Annotated in this window: 15 protein-coding genes; 12 read left to right on the top strand and 3 right to left on the bottom strand. The window is 40.6% G+C overall.

The annotated features are described in order from the left end of the window. Positions 1–43: 43 nt before the first annotated feature. The 5 genes from M886_RS17505 (at position 44) to M886_RS09895 (ending at position 3,368) form a co-directional block, all read left to right on the top strand. Entirely contained in the window at positions 44–1,744 is a 1,701-nt protein-coding gene (locus M886_RS17505; protein WP_084685069.1) for a right-handed parallel beta-helix repeat-containing protein, read from the top strand. 450 nt (positions 1,745–2,194) lie between these two features. After that, positions 2,195–2,434, top strand: coding sequence for an antitoxin VapB family protein (locus M886_RS09900; protein ID WP_015412573.1), 240 nt, complete (start codon positions 2,195–2,197; stop codon positions 2,432–2,434). Then, a complete protein-coding gene (locus tag M886_RS19335; RefSeq protein WP_137726661.1) occupies positions 2,418–2,519 on the top strand; it encodes a type II toxin-antitoxin system VapC family toxin in 102 nt (33 codons plus the stop codon). The genes M886_RS09900 and M886_RS19335 overlap by 17 nt, the downstream gene beginning before the upstream one ends. Continuing rightward, a complete protein-coding gene (locus M886_RS19515; RefSeq protein ID WP_080503066.1) occupies positions 2,510–2,812 on the top strand; it encodes a type II toxin-antitoxin system VapC family toxin in 303 nt (100 codons plus the stop codon). Before M886_RS19335 ends, M886_RS19515 begins: the two co-directional genes overlap by 10 nt. Positions 2,813–2,870: 58 nt before the next feature. Beyond that, positions 2,871–3,368 carry a GNAT family N-acetyltransferase gene (locus M886_RS09895; protein WP_015412572.1) on the top strand — a complete coding sequence of 166 codons (498 nt, stop codon included), beginning with the start codon at positions 2,871–2,873 and terminating at the stop codon, positions 3,366–3,368. A 7-nt stretch (positions 3,369–3,375) separates the two neighbouring features. Here the strand turns inward: M886_RS09895 and hepT are convergent, their stop codons facing one another. Further along, positions 3,376–3,819 carry a type VII toxin-antitoxin system HepT family RNase toxin gene (gene hepT, locus M886_RS09890; RefSeq protein ID WP_050035220.1) on the bottom strand — a complete coding sequence of 148 codons (444 nt, stop codon included), beginning with the start codon at positions 3,817–3,819 and terminating at the stop codon, positions 3,376–3,378. Position 3,820: 1 nt separating this feature from the next. Then, positions 3,821–4,267, bottom strand: a complete 447-nt coding sequence (gene mntA, locus M886_RS09885; protein ID WP_011034390.1) for a type VII toxin-antitoxin system MntA family adenylyltransferase antitoxin — start codon at positions 4,265–4,267, stop codon at positions 3,821–3,823. 307 nt (positions 4,268–4,574) lie between these two features. On the opposite strand from mntA, the gene M886_RS09880 reads away from it, so the two are divergent. The 3 genes from M886_RS09880 (at position 4,575) to M886_RS09870 (ending at position 13,592) form a co-directional block, all read left to right on the top strand. Continuing rightward, positions 4,575–5,942, top strand: a complete 1,368-nt coding sequence (locus M886_RS09880) for a right-handed parallel beta-helix repeat-containing protein (protein ID WP_015412570.1) — start codon at positions 4,575–4,577, stop codon at positions 5,940–5,942. A gap of 907 nt (positions 5,943–6,849) precedes the next feature. Continuing rightward, entirely contained in the window at positions 6,850–11,871 is a 5,022-nt protein-coding gene (locus M886_RS09875; protein WP_048038213.1) for a PKD domain-containing protein, read from the top strand. Positions 11,872–12,107: 236 nt separating this feature from the next. Then, the gene (locus M886_RS09870; RefSeq protein ID WP_048051099.1) at positions 12,108–13,592 is read left to right on the top strand and encodes a WD40 repeat domain-containing protein; all 1,485 of its coding nucleotides are present in this window, start codon (positions 12,108–12,110) and stop codon (positions 13,590–13,592) included. A gap of 189 nt (positions 13,593–13,781) precedes the next feature. On the opposite strand, the gene M886_RS09860 is transcribed toward M886_RS09870, so the two are convergent. Then, positions 13,782–14,435, bottom strand: coding sequence for a TatD family nuclease-associated radical SAM protein (locus M886_RS09860; protein ID WP_011034386.1), 654 nt, complete (start codon positions 14,433–14,435; stop codon positions 13,782–13,784). 310 nt (positions 14,436–14,745) lie between these two features. Between M886_RS09860 and rpl7ae the strand changes: the two genes are divergently transcribed. From rpl7ae to ndk, 4 genes are read left to right on the top strand one after another with little or no spacing between them, the layout of a single operon-like run. Continuing rightward, positions 14,746–15,108, top strand: coding sequence for a 50S ribosomal protein L7Ae (gene rpl7ae, locus M886_RS09855; protein ID WP_011034385.1), 363 nt, complete (start codon positions 14,746–14,748; stop codon positions 15,106–15,108). 24 nt (positions 15,109–15,132) lie between these two features. Then, positions 15,133–15,354: a 30S ribosomal protein S28e gene (locus M886_RS09850; RefSeq protein ID WP_011034384.1), complete on the top strand. Its 222-nt coding sequence runs from the start codon at positions 15,133–15,135 to the stop codon at positions 15,352–15,354. Positions 15,355–15,373: 19 nt separating this feature from the next. Continuing rightward, positions 15,374–15,562 (top strand): 50S ribosomal protein L24e, encoded by a 189-nt coding sequence (locus M886_RS09845; RefSeq protein ID WP_011034383.1) that lies wholly within the window; start codon positions 15,374–15,376, stop codon positions 15,560–15,562. Between the two features lie 33 nt (positions 15,563–15,595). Next, a complete protein-coding gene (gene ndk, locus M886_RS09840; RefSeq protein ID WP_200880720.1) occupies positions 15,596–16,045 on the top strand; it encodes a nucleoside-diphosphate kinase in 450 nt (149 codons plus the stop codon). Positions 16,046–16,149 lie beyond the last annotated feature (104 nt).

Genomic DNA, 16,149 nt, shown 5'->3' with positions numbered 1-16,149 from the left:
CGTTTATAATGATGACTAATAATTAAATGGTTGAGACACTAGTATGCAGAACAATATCGATACTACCAATACTGTAAATGGAAAACCTATTTATTATCTTGTAAATGTTTCGAATATTACTTTAAATTCTGCCTCAAATGCTGGGGCTATTTACTGTATCAACTGCCAGAACATGTCAATAAAAGATCAGGTTCTCCAAAATAACTCCCAGAGCATTGCTTTATTTAATACAAGCGATTCAAGGTTTGATAGCAACATCCTATCAAATAACGCCGTTGGAATCATTCTGTTTAACTCAGATAATAACACCGTGTTGAATAATATTGTAGTTAATAATATTATTGGCATTGGAATAGTTAAATCCACTGATAATTATTTAAGTAACAACGTGGCAAATTCTAATATCGTTGGATTTGATGTTCATGAATCAACAAATACTGAATTAAATAACAACACAGCAAATTTTAATAAAGATAACGGCATAACTTTGAGTTCTTCTATACAAAATAAAGTAAATGGAAATATTGCAAATCACAATGGTGGTGGAATTAAATTATTCAATTGCAGTAATAGCTTGCTAAACAATAATATTGCAAATTCAAATAGGTATGCAGGTATTGATCTAGGGAGCTCAAGAGACAACATTCTAACTGATAATATTGCAAATTCAAACAGGGAACATGGCTTTGAACTTGCTGGCTCAGATAACAATACTTTGAGAGGTAATATTGAGAATTCAGATATGGATCATTTACCAGATGATTCTCCTAATCGTACTTCTAAGAATGAGACTAAAGATCAGGATATAGAAAATAAATCTTTCATTGATTCTACAATTTCTGCAATTTTATCCTGGATATATCCCAATAATTCTCCTGATAATGATAGTAATAATTCGATAAATAATTTTCTTGATAATATCAGTGATGATTCAATAAATGTCTACGTACACCCTGGAGACTCGATCCAGCAAGCAATAGACAATTCAAGTTCTGGCGATATTATTGCTGTTCACCCGGGATTATATAAGGAGAACCTTGTTGTGGACGAATCTCTTATTATAATTTCAAAGCCTAGAGAACAGACTGAAACTATAATTCAGGCTGCAGATCCGGAAAAGGATATTTTCCATGTAGTTGCCGACAATGTGACAATTAGCGGGTTCAATGTGACAGGAACAGACAAGTCAGGCATATGTTATACCGGGTCTGGTGGCATTATCGCTGGCAATAAACTGCTTTCTGACAGATACGGAATTTATCTGAAAAAAGCCGAAAACATTACAATTGAAAACAACAATGCATCTCAAAATGGATGTGGAATTTGCTTGACAGACTCCAGCAGAAATAAACTGGTAAATAATGAAGTAAGTTATAATTGGTTCAAGTGGGGAAAGTATAGAAACGGGATCCTTCTTAAAAATTCAAATAACAACAAGCTAACAAGTAATAATGTATCGAGAAACTGGGATGGTATACGCCTCGAAAATTCTTCAAACAATGAACTGAGCAAAAATGCAGTTATAGATGACTATTTCTGTATTAGTCTTAGAGATTCAAATAATAATAAACTTCTTGACAATAACGTCAAATCAATCGGGTACTCATTTGAAATCACGCTGGGGAAATCTCATAATAATACTTTGCGAGGTAACAGTGCAGGCTTTATGACTGAAGTTAAAGTATCGTCTGGTCCTGAGAGTACAAACAATACACTCGAAGGAAAGCAACATATTAGAAGATAAAGCAGCCAATTTTTATTAGATATTACAATTGAACCGAGTTTCTGCAGGTATTTTTAAAACAGTATTTTTCACAAAATCCTCCTATCAATCATGTTATTTTTCATGTATTTTTATCTAAATTGATTATTTGAACTTCCATTATACCTTCTATAAAGCTGTTTACTGATTTATTCCATTTTGAATAGGTTGAATATTTACCATTATTAATTATTTTTTAGCATAATTTTGGATTTAAAAGTATGGTTTCACCAAATGTGTGACTATTTGGCCATAAATAGTAATTTCTTTGATTATTGTACGTATGCTCTTGTGAAATACTTCCAGTTAGAAGAATATACTCAAATTCACATTCTTTGAGAAATTTTTGATTTCTTTTCAGTGTTTATCTATCTTCACCGAGTCGAAAAAACCCGAAAAGTCTTTAATACACATACATACACAGATAGTATCATGCCAACTAGAACGATCTGCATAAGTGAGGAAGCTTATGAAAAGCTTAAAAGCCTAAAAACCACTGAAAAGAACAGCTTCTCAGATGTTATTCTCAAGTACTATCCTAAAAAAAGAAAGCTTTCGGAAGTGCTCGCAGAAATAGGCACCAACCCCGAACTCGCAGATGCAATCGAAAAAGCTTCGAGGGACATGAGAAAAGCAGAGACGAGGAAAGTTGATCTTGATGCCGGTGCTTGATACTTCTTTTATTGTAGATCTCCTGAGAGGCAAAAGAGGAGCTCTTCAGAAACTGGCTGAAATGGAAGCTCAGGAATCCCCTTAAGCAAAACCGAGATTAATGTCATTGAGCTTTATCGGGGAGCTTATCTGTCCAGAAAAACGCATCAAAACCTGGAAGAAATCAAAAAGCTTCTGGAATGCTTTCAGGTTCTGGAGCTAGAAGAATCCGTCTATAAAGTCTTTGCTTCCCTCTCTGCAAATTTACTATCAAAAGGGACATCTATTGGCGCATTCGATGAATTGATAGCTGCCATCACACTTTTTCATGGCGAGAGAATAGTTACCAGAGATAGCCACTTCAAAGAAGTTACAGGGCTTGAAGTGATAGTTTATTGATAAACAGTTAAAATAAGCGTTTGAAAAAGAGCATTATCTTCCCCCGGATGCTGTTAAAATGGATTTTGAATTGCGAAAATGGGAAAAATCCGATGCTGAAAGCTTCTTCAAATATTCCAGCAATCCAAAGATTTTAGAAGATATGAGGGATGCTTTTCCCTCTACCTTAGAGGATTGCAGAAAAACCGTAGAAAACTTTAGCTATAACGATGAATCAAAGCAATGCTGTCGGGCAATTATTGTGAATGGAGAAGCTGTGGGAAGCATTGCCTTATTCATTAAAAACGATGTTTATTGTAGAAGTGCAGAAATCGCATACTGGCTTGGCGAACCTTTCTGGGGCAGGGGAATAATGAGCGAAGCAATAAAACAGCTCTGTCAGACAGCTTTTGAACAATATGATATTGTACGGATATTTGCAGAGCCTTATGCACATAATTTTGGTTCAAGAAAAGCCCTTGAAAAAGCTGGATTTGTTTTGGAGGGCATAATGAAGAAAGGGATTTATAAAAACGGCAATTACTTTGATTATTGTATGTATGCACTAATTAAATGACTTTTAATTATCCAGAATTCTCTACCTCACTTTCCTTCTTCTCAATGTATTCCAGTACATACCCTGCAAATTCCTCAAAATCGCCCAGTCTTTCGGTCAGGAATTCTTTCATTATTCCCAGGTCTACTTCTTCATACATGTGGACAAGCACATTTCTGAACCCTGCAGCAGGTGCGAGCCTCTCTGCAAAATCTCTCGGCAGGATTGAATTTCTTCCCAGGACAAGGAACACACTTCTGTAGTCAACAGGTCTTTCCAGCCCTTCTTCCGAAATTATTATTTCTCCAATGTCGATAGCACTTTCTATTGCCAGCTGAAAGTTTCTTTCAACCGCACTCCGTTTCTCATAATCAGACTCAAGGTTCACAGTTTCGGGATCTATGGATTTTAGATATTTTACGCACCTGCTCATGAAATCCAATTTTCTGATAATGGTCTCCGAATCGGTCATCTCAGGAAAATCCCCTTTTCTTAAATCTTTTAACAAATTCTCTGTTCAGAAAGTCTTCGTGATGCTTCCGGTCATAATACCTGGACATAATATATACTTCCACTTCTACTCTCAAATCGTGATTTTTTTCAAAAATCAGGCAATTAGGCTCAATAACTTTGAAATTAAGCACAGGGGGAGAATCATTCATAACTACCAGATCCAGATTGCTGGTTTGAAGTAAAGTGCTCAGGACACTTATTAGTTCCAGCCTTTTTTCGAACCTCTCTTTTTTGTCCAGCTTTCTGGAAAGATATACACCTACATCGATATCACTGAGAGGACCTGATTTTCCTTTTGCATGAGAACCAAAAAGGTATGCAAGCTCCACATACTCTTGAGATCTGAAAAACTCTGCAAGTCCGGAGACCAGAGTTTCTTTTTCCAGCTTACAAATCTCAGGGATCATTTCATTGTTCTCTATGTCTTATTCTTTCAAATATATTCTGTCGCATTTTCGGTCATATGTTCAGTCACATAGGACAGACCTTAACACAGGTCTCCTTTCATCTCCATTTAAAATTGGAGTTAAGGTTATCATATCTTCCAGTCTTCAATTTTTAATATAAATTGGTATATAAATAATGAATTTAATCTGTATATTAGTATAAATTATAGCAGTTGCACGCAATTATGGCAGTTGCACGCAGCAACCATCGATCTGGAGTTTTCCGTCCTGAATCGATCGGCTGGAAATTATCTGGGGAGGGGCACTTATGAAAAGTATACTTATCGGAGACTGTATCAGAAAACTAACCAGCTCTTTACTGGTCGTTGCTTTGCTTCTTGTTTCTACAGGCGCTGCGGGTGCAGAAGTCATTTACGTTGAGCCCGGAGCTTCAATTCAGGCTGCAGTAAATAACTCTACAACCGGGGACTTTATTATTGTGAAAGCCGGAGAATACGAAGAAAATATTGTTGTCAATGTTTCAGGGGTAACGGTCAGTTCGGAGCCTGAAAAATCTGGTAGCGTTTTTATCAGAGCAGGGGACAGGAATTCCAGCGTTTTTCAGGTTAAGGCCGACAACGTAACTATCAGCGGCTTTAACATAACAGGGTCAGGAGAGTTTTTCAGCACACATGAGGCTTCCAGCCCCAGAGACTCTTTCCCCAAAGACCCGGATGGACAGGGTGTGTCCGATATACCGGAACTTAGAAAAACTTACAGTCTCGGTTCAGGGGAAGTTTTTATCTCCAGATCAACTGAATTTGACTGCCCTCAGGCAGGGATCTGTCTTGATCAGGTTGAAAACTGCACAATCGAAAGAAATCATATTTTTGAAAACCAGTACGGAGTTTACCTTCAGGGCTCCATGAACAATACCCTCTCGAACAATACCTTTTTCAGAAACGGCATCCTGATTGATGAAGGCTGCAGCAGGAATACGGCAGAAAACAACTCCATTGAAGAGGGAAATTTAATTATCGGAGCACACTGCTGGGACAATATTATATCCCGTAATCGGCTTTCAAACGGAGGAGGAATAGGGATCGCATGCTGCGGAGGAGGAAACCTTGTTTCGAATAATGAGATAATTAATTGCAGTACAGGGGTTGATATGTATGACACACAGGCAAGAACCGTCCTCTGTGGAAACCTGATTACGGACTGCGATTATGGTATTTACCTGATCCTTGTCTATGACTCCAGGGTATACAATAACACAATTTCAAACAGCAGCAGGGGCATTTTTTTGAGAGAAAACAGCCAGAATAATGAACTGTCCGGCAACATAATAAACTCCAGCAATGAATCCGGGATCTATTTACTGGACCATTGTGCTGACAACCGTATCTTTAACAACTACTTTAATAATACTGTAAATGTGAAAGCTGAAAACAGCAAAGGAAACAGCTGGAACATTACAAAAGCTCCCGGAATAAATATCGCGGAAGGACCGTACCTTGGAGGCAATTTCTGGGCTGACCTTAACGGAACAGGATATTCTCAAATTGCTGAAGATTCGGACTCTGATGGCATCTGTGACCTTCCTTACAATGTTAACGGATGTGATTATGACTATCTGCCACTTGCCAGACTTCCTTTTTCACCTTCTTTATCCGGAGGAAACCTGAAGTTATGATGAGTATTTAAAAGTCACTCGCAATATTCCGACAAATTATTCGGGAAGCGGTATGAAAAAGAGAATTCCTATTCTACAGGCTGAAAAAGCCTGAAGATTTACTTTACTGAAGGATTTATTCTGTAAAAATATTTACATTATATAAAGAATTACTTCACTGGATGATTAATTCTGTAAGAATATTTACTTTATATAAAGGTTTACTTTATTAGAAAATTTACTTCATAATATGATCATTATTAACAATTTTGCCCGTAATAATCCTTCTTTCAGCTCTGCCGAGCCTTAAATTGAATTAAATTTTTACAATTTTTTAATTAAGTCTATTTTTTAATCAGGTATTATGATGTCAGTTTAATTTTTATCATAGACCTGATTCCTGTGAAGATATAAATCACGATAGCCCTAATTATATACTATTTCAACAAAACTGGACAAGAAGTTGAATTTGAAGATAAATATATTTAGGAGTGTTTCAGGAATAAAGACACTGCCTGAATGTCTGAATTGTTTTAAGACTGAGATCAACAAATTTAATATACTAATTTGATGAAAATAAGAGTTGCTTGTCTTTTTGTGGGGACAAAATTGGGAGCATTTTTAGAATTTAAATTTCATAAAATTTCAGGATAAAAACAGAATATAGAGGATTCCGAATAGCCAGTAAAAGAAAAATTATTGCCGCTGAGTTTACAATTATTTCACACATTTCTGTGAAATCTTCTTTATCCGGTCATCTTCATAGCACATATGATTACGATAAACAGCTTAATTCGAAAAAACCGATCTCAGCAAATTATCAAATTACCCATTACAATAAACAGGTTATCCGTTATAATAAACCGGTAAAATTGAATTTTTTAGATTCTTAACAAATTTATTAATTCATATATTCAGGGGGGCTAAAATGAAAGTAACGAAATGTAATCAAATATTTGGAAAATGTAATCAAATATTTGGGGGGAAAACCTTCAATAAAATTGTCGGGATAACCGCATTTGTTTTTTTAATGTTGATAGGCACCGCAGGAGCCTCAACTTTTGCGTATATTGCAAATTCAGAGAGTGACAACATCTCTGTAATTGACGTCACTTCAAATAAAGTCACAGCTACGATACCTGTAGGGTCCAATCCTATGGGAGCCGTAATTAGCCCGGATGGAACAAAGGTATACGTGGCAAATGCTCATAGCAACGATGTATCCATAATTGACACGGCAACAAATAATGTTATAGCCACGGTACCCGCAGGAAGTTCTCCGCAGGGTGTTGCCGTAAGCCCCGATGGAAAACAGGTTTATGTAACAAACATGGCAAGCAGCACTCTTTCTGTAATTGATACCACATCAAATACCGTTGCAGGCACCGTGAAAACAGGAAAAAGTCCTCTGGGATTGGCCCTGAGCCCGGATGGAAAAAAGCTATATGTAACAAATAACGGGGAAAAGACAGTCTCTGTAATTGATACTGCCACAAAAGCTGTTATAAGCACGGTATCCGTAGGAAGAAGTCCGAAAGGAATCGCGGTCACACCGGATGGGACAAAGGTGTACGTAGCGAACTTCGACAGCAGGAGCATTTCTGTAATTGACACGGTAACAAACAGCGTCATAGACACGGTAAAGGTAAAGGCGGCCCCTTCTGGAATTGCAGTCAAACCTGAGGGAACAAAGGCATATGTGACAAATGTTGATAAATATTTCAATACTGTTTCCGTAATTGACACCGGAACAAACAAAATTACAGCCAGGATACCTGTAGGGCCCGATCCTGCAGGAATTGCTGTCACACCGGACGGAAAAAAGGTATATGTAGCACTCAGCTTCTGTAACACTGTCTCTGTAATTGACACTGCGACCAATACTGTTACAGCCACAATGAATGTAGGAAAGAACCCTTACGCCTCAGGCCAGTTTATAGGCTCCATTCCGGTACAGCCGGTATATCCTTCTGCGGACTTCAAGAGCAATATTACATCGGGTTATATTTTCCTTTCCGAGCCTGTGCAGTTTACGGATTTATCGAAGGATGCGACTGAATGGAAATGGGACTTCGGAGACGGGTCCAGCTCAAAGAAGCAGAACCCTACTCATGCTTATTCTGAAACAGGGATCTATACTGTCAGGCTGACGGCAAGCAATTCAAACGGCACAGATTCACAGATCTCCACGGTAAATGTTGTATTGAAAGGCTCTCCCACGCCTTCATATGCGTATATTACGGGCCTCAACAGCAACACGGTTTCTGTATTTAACACAGGAAATAATACCCTTGCAAAAACAGTGCCGGTTGGAAACGATCCTATGGGAGTTGCAATCAGCCCGGATGGGACAAGAGTATATGTCACAAATACCAACTACGGCTACCGTGGTAGTGTCTCTGTAATTGATACAGCTCGGGGAGAGGTTATAACCATTGTAGATGTGGGAAACAAATACAGTCCCTGTGGAATTGCAGTCACGCCGGATGGGAAAAAACTGTATGTGTCGGATCGTGATATTAACGGCGTCTCGGTAATCGATACATCTACAAACACAGTTACAGCCACGGTTCCTGCCGGAATTAACCCTCTGGGGGTTGCAATCACGCCTGATGGAAGAAAAGCATATGTTGCGAACCGTTATAGCAATAATGTTTCCGTTATTGACACCGTAACAAACAATGAAATAGCAGCTGTTAAAGTCGGAACCGGTCCCTGTGGAGTTTCATTCAATCAGGACGGAACAAGGCTTTATGTGACGAATTGTGAAAGCAACACTGTTTCTGTAATTGACACGGCGACCAACACGGTTACTGATACATTGGCTGTAGAAAAATGGCCTCTGGGAGTTTCGGTCAGCCCGGATGGAACAAAAATATATGTTGCAAATGAACGCAGTAACAATGTCTCCATAATTGACTCTGAAACAAAAAATGTTACAGCTGCCATAAAAGTCGGCAGAAGCCCTTATGGGATTGCGGTCACGCCGGACGGGACAAAGGTGTATGTAGCGAACTGCGGTAACAATGAGAATCTCGGAAAAACCATTTCCATAATTGATACAGCTACAAACAGGGTTATAGCTACGGAAAAAGCAGGTTTCAGCCCTGTTGCTTTCGGCCAGTTTATGGCCCCTCTCCCGGCACAGCCGTCATTTCCTGCTGCAAACTTCAGCAGCAATCTAACAGCCGGTTATGCTCCCCTTTCAGTCCAGTTTACGGATTTCTCAAGGAATGCGGAAGGGTGGAAATGGGACTTTGGAGACGGGTCGAGTTCAGCACATCAAAATCAGGTATATACCTATTCCAGAGCAGGAAATTATAATGTAACGCTTAAAGTAAACAATAAAAACGGCACTGATTCGAAATTAGCCACGATAATCGTTCTGGCACAGCCGGTATTTTCTGCTTCCCAGGTTTCAGGAAAAACACCTCTCAGCGTTAGTTTTACCGACCAGAGTACAGGATCTCCAGCAGAATGGAACTGGACTTTTGGAGACGGAACTTATTCAACGGAAAAGAATCCGGTTCACATATATAAAAAACCGGGAAGATATCCTGTTACTCTGACATTAAACGAAACAGGGAACAGGACTGCAGTGACGAAATCCGGCTATATTATTGTTTCAAATGGTTTTGAAACCCCTGTAGCTGCTTTTTCTGCGTCTCCGTCTTCAGGAAAAGCACCTCTAGCAGTTAAATTTACTGATGAGAGTACAGGAGCTCCAACCTCGAGGAAGTGGAATTTTGGAGACGGTACGCGTTCAACCGCAGAGAATCCCACACATACATACGACAAAGCGGGGTTATACACTGTTACATTGACAGTAAGCAATGAAAAAGGCAGCAATACCCTGACAAAATCCAGTTATATTATTGTTTCAAACGCTCTAAATGGGCCTGTAGCCAGCTTCTCTGCATCTCCAGCTTCAGGAAAAGCTCCACTCAGTGTTAGTTTTACAGGCCAGGGAAAAGGAGCTCCAACTGAATGGAAATGGTCTTTTGGAGACGGGAATACCTCAACAGACAAAAACCCGGTATACACATTCAATAAATCGGGGCTTTACTCCGTTAAATTGACAGCAAGTAATGAAAAAGGCAGCAATACCCTGACAAAATCCAGCTATATCGCTGTCGCAGGCATTTCGAATACTCCCGTAGCCAGCTTCTCTGCATCCCCTGTTACAGGAAATGCGCCCCTCAATGTCCGTTTTACCGACAGGAGCACAGGGTCACCAGCTTCATGGAAATGGTATTTTGGAGATGAAACTAACTCAACAGAAAGGAATCCTGTGCACACATACAATGAATCAGGGCTATATTCTGTTACATTAACGGCAGGTGGTGCAGGAGGAACCAATTCTCTGACAAAAACCGGATTCATTGCTGTCTCAGGACCTTTATTTAGCACTCCGGTTACCAGTTTCTCTGCATCCCCTGTTACAGGAAAAGCACCTCTTACGGTCAGTTTCACGGACCAGAGCAAAGGATCTCCGGATACATGGAAATGGTCTTTTGGAGATGGGAACGATTCAACAGAGAAAAATCCTGTACACACATACAATAAAGAGGGGAATTACACTGTTGCTCTGACAACAACCAGTCAGGGAGGCAGCAACAGGGTTCAGATATCCAGATACATAAGTGTAACTTCTGAAAACAGTATTGTGCCACAGAAAACAGTAGATGCTGTCCCTGTCACTGCCTTTTCAGCAACTCCAGCTATAGGAAGTGTGCCTCTTACTGTCAGCTTTAAAGACCAGAGTACAGGGGCGCCGACCGCATGGAAATGGACTTTTGGAGACGGGGGCAATTCAACAGAAAAGAATCCTGTGCATACATATAATAAAGCAGGAAAATACAATGTTACGTTAACAGCAAGCAATGCAAATGGCAACAACGCGCTGACAAAAACTGGATATATTTTAGTCTCAGGCGTTTCAGATGCTCCTCTTTCCAGATTCTCTGCATCTCCTACTTCGGGAAAAGCACCTCTTACGGTCAGCTTTACTGACCAGAGTACAGGGGCTCCGGCTGCATGGAGATGGACTTTCGGGGACGGAAGCGGTTCAAGAGAGAAGAACCCTGTACACACATACAATGAATCAGGGCAATATACTGTCACATTAACAGCAAGTAATGCAAACGGCAGTAACGCATTGACAAAATCCCGATATATTGTGGTCTCGAGCACTCAAAGCGGTCCTGTTGCCAATTTCTCTGCATCGCATGTTACAGGAAAAGCGCCTCTTACTGTAAGTTTTACTGACCAGAGCACAGGGGCTCCGGATTCCTGGAAATGGGCTTTCGGGGATGGAAACAATTCAATAGAAAAGAATCCTGTATATACTTACAATAAAACAGGGCTTTATTCCGTAACATTGGCAGTAAGTAACGAAAACGGCAGTAATTCGTTAACCAGGACAGGATATATTGCTGTCTCAGATGCATTGAATACACCGGTTTCCAGCTTCTCTGCATCTCCATCTTCAGGGAACGTCCCTCTTACTGTCAGTTTTACTGACCAGAGCACAGGGGCGCCAGGCTCATGGAGATGGACTTTTGGGGATGGAAGCAATTCAACAGAAAAGAATCCTGTACATATATACAATAAGTCAGGACTTTATTCTGTTGCATTGACAACAAGTAATGAAAACGGAAGTAATTCATTAACCAGGACAGGATATATTGCTGTTTCAAACTCTCTTACGGCTGCTTTCTCTGCATCTCCAGCCTCAGGGTCTGAACCTCTCACTGTCAGTTTTATTGACAAAAGCACAGGATCGCCAGATGCATGGAGATGGACGTTTGGAGACGGAGGCAGTTCAACAGAGAAAAACCCTGTATATACATACAATAGAACAGGACAATATACTGTTAGTTTAACAGTAAATAATTCGGAAAGCACCAGTTCTGAAACCAGGTCCAGATATATTATAGTCAGCAAGTGAATTCCGGATAGAAAAAAGGCTTTGTAGGAACCTATATACACAATATCAAAGGGGATAAAAAGATAAAAAGCCCTGATATCCAGTTAAATTAATTGAAACTGGCTTTTTTAGAGGTTTCTACAGGCATTTCTTTTTTTATTTTTTTTGGTTTAATCTCATTATATACCTAAATTTACATCTGGAAAACAACTGTATCAAAAAATTCATGTGTAATAAAGTACTTCATTATAAATTATATGAATCATTTATCGGGAATAAATTTAATTCTGGCACTGGGTCTGTTTTTTTGCTTTATTTCGAGTGCTGAAGCCGCAGACCCACTTGCTTTGGATGACGGAGATGTGAATCTTTCGGAACTCAGGGCTTTTGACCTGCTGGGCAGATGTGAAACAGGGTCTATAGTAAATACTGTATCACTTTCTTCTACAGGCAATTATCTTGCAGCCGGAGGGTTTGATCACAAAGTTTATTATTATGATTCCAGGGGGACGCAACTATGGAATTATACTACAGGAGATATTGTTTATACTGTATCGATTTCTTCAGATGGATCTCGAATTGCAGCAGGAAGCAATGATAGAAAAGTGTACTTCTTTAACCGGGAAGGAGAACTCCTGTGGAGCCGAAAAACCGGAGGCAATATTAATAGTGTAGCAGTCTCTTCTGAAGGGCTTTACATTGCAACAGGCGGCGAGGACGGAAAGGTATATTTCCTGGACAAAGATGGTAAACTTTTATGGAGCTTTAATTCAGGAGATGCTGTCCGCAGCGTAGCTATTTCCAGAGACGGGGATTACGTGGCAACAGGAAGCGCTAATAATTATGTTTACCTCCTTGACAGTGAGGGAAAAACCCTCTGGGGGAAAAAAACAGGAAGCCTGATCAACAGTGTAACCATGACCCCTAATGCTTACTATGTGGCTGCAGGAGGGTCCAATTATAACGTTTATCTTTTTGACCGTAAAGGGGAATTTTCATGGATGCATAATCCCGGTTACTGGGTCAGCAGTGTTTCTTTAAGCAGCAATGGATCCCATCTAGCTGCAGGAAGTTTCGACGACAGGATTTACCTCTTCAACCTTACAGGCGCAAAACTATGGGACTACCAGGTAAAAGATGACGTTTATGCTGTGGAGATAGCGCCGGATTCATCTTTCATTGCAGCCGGGAGCTGGGACGATAGCATCTATGCACTTAATATGAGCGGAAAAGAACTCTGGAACTGCAGCTGCGGAGGGAACATCAACAGCCTGGATGTTTCACGCGACAGTTCGACCATTGCTGCAGGGAGTGAAGCAGGAGCAGTATATATATTTAAACGGAACGCAACCGCTTTTGCACTGCTATCCGGGGATGCAAGTTTCCTGCCAGAAGAGCCTGTAAAGACACAAGATTCCTCTCTTGAAGAAAATATCCAGCCCGTAGAAGAAACCCCCGTAGATACAGGAGGTATTGAAAACCTGGTAGAAGATGCTGCAGCTTCATCAGGTGATAAGAAAGAAAACATAAAAACCGGGGGTAAGCTGGGAATGGAGGAGTTGCCTTCAGAAAAAAGTTCTTCAAGCATTTTTGGGATATTTGATTCAATAAAGTTTCCGCTTGCCCTTCTGATCGGGTCCATGGCAGGTACGGTTTTCTTCTTAAAAAGAAGGCTTACCAAACGTCAGGAGATGGATGAGAATACCGAGGACTTTGAAAACCTTGAAGAGAGTGATACATGAGGGAATGATTGAGAAACACATAGGGATAACTCCGGAAAGGAGTTTCCCAAAAACAGAACATTTTCTGCAATATTTAATTTTGAATGGAATGACGGACCCTGAAATGAACTGCAAAACATGCTGTAAACTTTATTATACTTTTTTATCTTTTCTTACACAGAAAGCCCTGATTTTTAGTTGAAATTTTAATTATTCCCTTATTTCTTGACTTGCAGCCTCCGAGAGTAACCTGATATGGAAATCCGAACCGAGTTCCTCTGAGACCTTTCTGCATTTTTCCACATCAATTTCGGGGATTTTAACAACCGTAACCCTTGTTGAGATTCCTGCTTCTTTTGCTCCTCTTACAAAATCGAGCATAGCTCTGTAAGCGTTTTTATGGACAGGCCTGCAGAGTTTGTTGTATTTTTCCTCGGACTCGGCATTAAGGCTAACTGAAACCGAATCCAGACCAGCTTTTTTCAATTCTGCAATGACGTCCAGTTTAGGGTTAATCAGGGCAGCATGCCCGTTGGTATCAAGTCTTACCCTTAATCCCTGGTTTTTAAGCCAGCGAGTAACTGCCAGCACAACATCTAACCTGAGGGTAGGCTCTCCAAGCCCTGTGAACACGATTTCCCTGTACTTTGAAAGGTCAAGCCCTTCAAGGGCTTCGATGATCTCTTCCGTTGACGGTTCTTTTGAAAGCCTCAGGTTGTACCCATAAACACCGTCTGCAAAGTTACGGATGCAGAAAATACAATCCGCACTGCAGCGGTTTGTGAGGTTCAGGTAAAGATTATTATGGGCTTCATAATAGATTGTGTTCATACAGATCAAAATCCTTACATTCCTTATAATCATGACGCATTTGTTAATTTTCGACTTATGGCGGAAGCTTTTCTTATATATTCCTATTTTTGCCGTCTCGCTCCCGGCATCTGTCTATTATCCTTTTTTTTCAAGCAGAAGGTTTATAGGTGAGTATGTATTTTTAAGGTTCATTCTGCAGCATTTAGCTAGCAGTATCTATGTTTCAACTCATTTACTCTCCGCATTGAAGCACTTCAGGTTCTTTTCTTAGAATTTGAATTTTCGATGTTGACAGATATGTGTTAAAAACCTATGATTGATGAAAAATTGCGAGATCCGCAATTTCGAAGGAGAAACTTAAATGGCACAATTAGCTAAATTCGATGTTCCTGAAGAACTTACAAACAAAGCACTTGAAGCTCTGGAACTTGCCAGAGACACAGGAAAGATTAAAAAGGGCACAAACGAAGCCACAAAAGCAATCGAAAGAGGCAATGCAAAGCTTGTCCTGATTGCCGAAGATATCGAGCCTGCAGAGATTGTCGCTCACATCGGCCCTCTTTCCGAAGAAAAGAAAGCTCCCTATATCTACATCAAGAACCAGAAAGACCTCGGCGCAGCCAGCGGACTTGGAGTCTCCTGTGCAACCGTGGCAATTGTAGATGCAGGCAAGGCAGCTGAAATGATTCAGGACATCGCTCAGAAGCTTGACGCTCTTAAATAACCCTGATAACAGAAGGTGCTGATTATGGCTGAAGAAAGCACAACAGGCGGCTTTGCTGCCGAAGTTATTGACGTTATCGGGAACACAGGTATGCATGGTGAAGCAAGCCAGATCCAGTGCAGGGTTCTGGAAGGCAGAGACAAAGGTCGAGTAATCACAAGAAACTGTGTTGGCCCTGTCCGCATCGGTGATATTCTGATGCTTCTGGAAACGTCAAGAGAAGCAAAGAAACTGACTACCAGGTAAAAATAGTAGGTGAAAATAAATGGAACAGAGGAAATGCTATTTTTGCGGACAGATGCTGGAGCCTGGTACCGGTAAACTCTACATCAAGAAAGACGGCTCCACTTATTTCATGTGCTCTTCCAAGTGCATGAGCAACTTCGCTCTTGGCAGGCTTCCGCGCCGCACCGAGTGGACTGAGAAAGGCAAAATCCAGCTGAAAAAAGCATAAATGCCTGTTAGTTCGAATACAGAAGGTGTGCATATGGAACAGACATACGTGATGGTAAAGCCTGACGGAGTCCAGCGCGGGCTGGTCGGAGAGGTAATTTCCAGGATCGAAAAGAGAGGCTTGAAGATTGTAGCCCTCAGAATGAATGTTATTGCCGAAGCTACTGCGAAAGAACACTATGGTGAACATGCAGCAAGGCCATTTTTCCCTTCCCTTATCGAATTCATTACCTCAGGTCCTTCAGTCTCAATGGTAGTTGCAGGAAAGGATGCAGTTAAGGTTATGAGAGCAATAAACGGGGCTACAAACCCTGTGGATGCCGCTCCCGGAACCATCCGCGGAGACTTTGCTCTGGATGTGGGAAGGAATGTGGTTCATGCCTCTGATTCTCCAGACGCTGCAGCAAGAGAAATTGCAATTCACTTTAAGGACTCCGAAATCGCGAAGTATTCCAGAGTCGATGAGGTCTGTCTGTACGAGTAATGCAGGTACAAGAGAGCCTTTTCGTGTTTTGAATACTTTCGGGCGCGATCCGGGCTTTCACTCATCCGTTACCTGTAAATGGGTCCTTCCGGGAAAAACCCGGA

It is taken from the genome of Methanosarcina soligelidi, assembly GCF_000744315.1.
GTDB lineage: Archaea > Halobacteriota > Methanosarcinia > Methanosarcinales > Methanosarcinaceae > Methanosarcina > Methanosarcina mazei.
Note: the sequence above shows the minus strand (reverse complement) of the source record. Positions and strands in the feature narration are given on the sequence as shown.

Bases quoted from the DNA above. Each gene is read 5' to 3' on its own strand.
- rpl7ae (WP_011034385.1), top strand. From the start codon at position 14,746: ATGGCACAATTAGCTAAATTCGATGTTCCTGAAGAACTTACAAACAAA.
- mntA (WP_011034390.1), bottom strand. From the start codon at position 4,267: ATGATCCCTGAGATTTGTAAGCTGGAAAAAGAAACTCTGGTCTCCGGA.
- M886_RS09870 (WP_048051099.1), top strand. From the start codon at position 12,108: ATGAATCATTTATCGGGAATAAATTTAATTCTGGCACTGGGTCTGTTT.
- M886_RS09845 (WP_011034383.1), top strand. From the start codon at position 15,374: ATGGAACAGAGGAAATGCTATTTTTGCGGACAGATGCTGGAGCCTGGT.
- M886_RS09880 (WP_015412570.1), top strand. From the start codon at position 4,575: ATGAAAAGTATACTTATCGGAGACTGTATCAGAAAACTAACCAGCTCT.
- M886_RS09860 (WP_011034386.1), bottom strand. From the start codon at position 14,435: ATGATTATAAGGAATGTAAGGATTTTGATCTGTATGAACACAATCTAT.
- M886_RS09850 (WP_011034384.1), top strand. From the start codon at position 15,133: ATGGCTGAAGAAAGCACAACAGGCGGCTTTGCTGCCGAAGTTATTGAC.
- ndk (WP_200880720.1), top strand. From the start codon at position 15,596: ATGGAACAGACATACGTGATGGTAAAGCCTGACGGAGTCCAGCGCGGG.
- hepT (WP_050035220.1), bottom strand. From the start codon at position 3,819: ATGACCGATTCGGAGACCATTATCAGAAAATTGGATTTCATGAGCAGG.
- M886_RS09895 (WP_015412572.1), top strand. From the start codon at position 2,871: ATGGATTTTGAATTGCGAAAATGGGAAAAATCCGATGCTGAAAGCTTC.
- M886_RS09900 (WP_015412573.1), top strand. From the start codon at position 2,195: ATGCCAACTAGAACGATCTGCATAAGTGAGGAAGCTTATGAAAAGCTT.
- M886_RS09875 (WP_048038213.1), top strand. From the start codon at position 6,850: ATGAAAGTAACGAAATGTAATCAAATATTTGGAAAATGTAATCAAATA.
- M886_RS17505 (WP_084685069.1), top strand. From the start codon at position 44: ATGCAGAACAATATCGATACTACCAATACTGTAAATGGAAAACCTATT.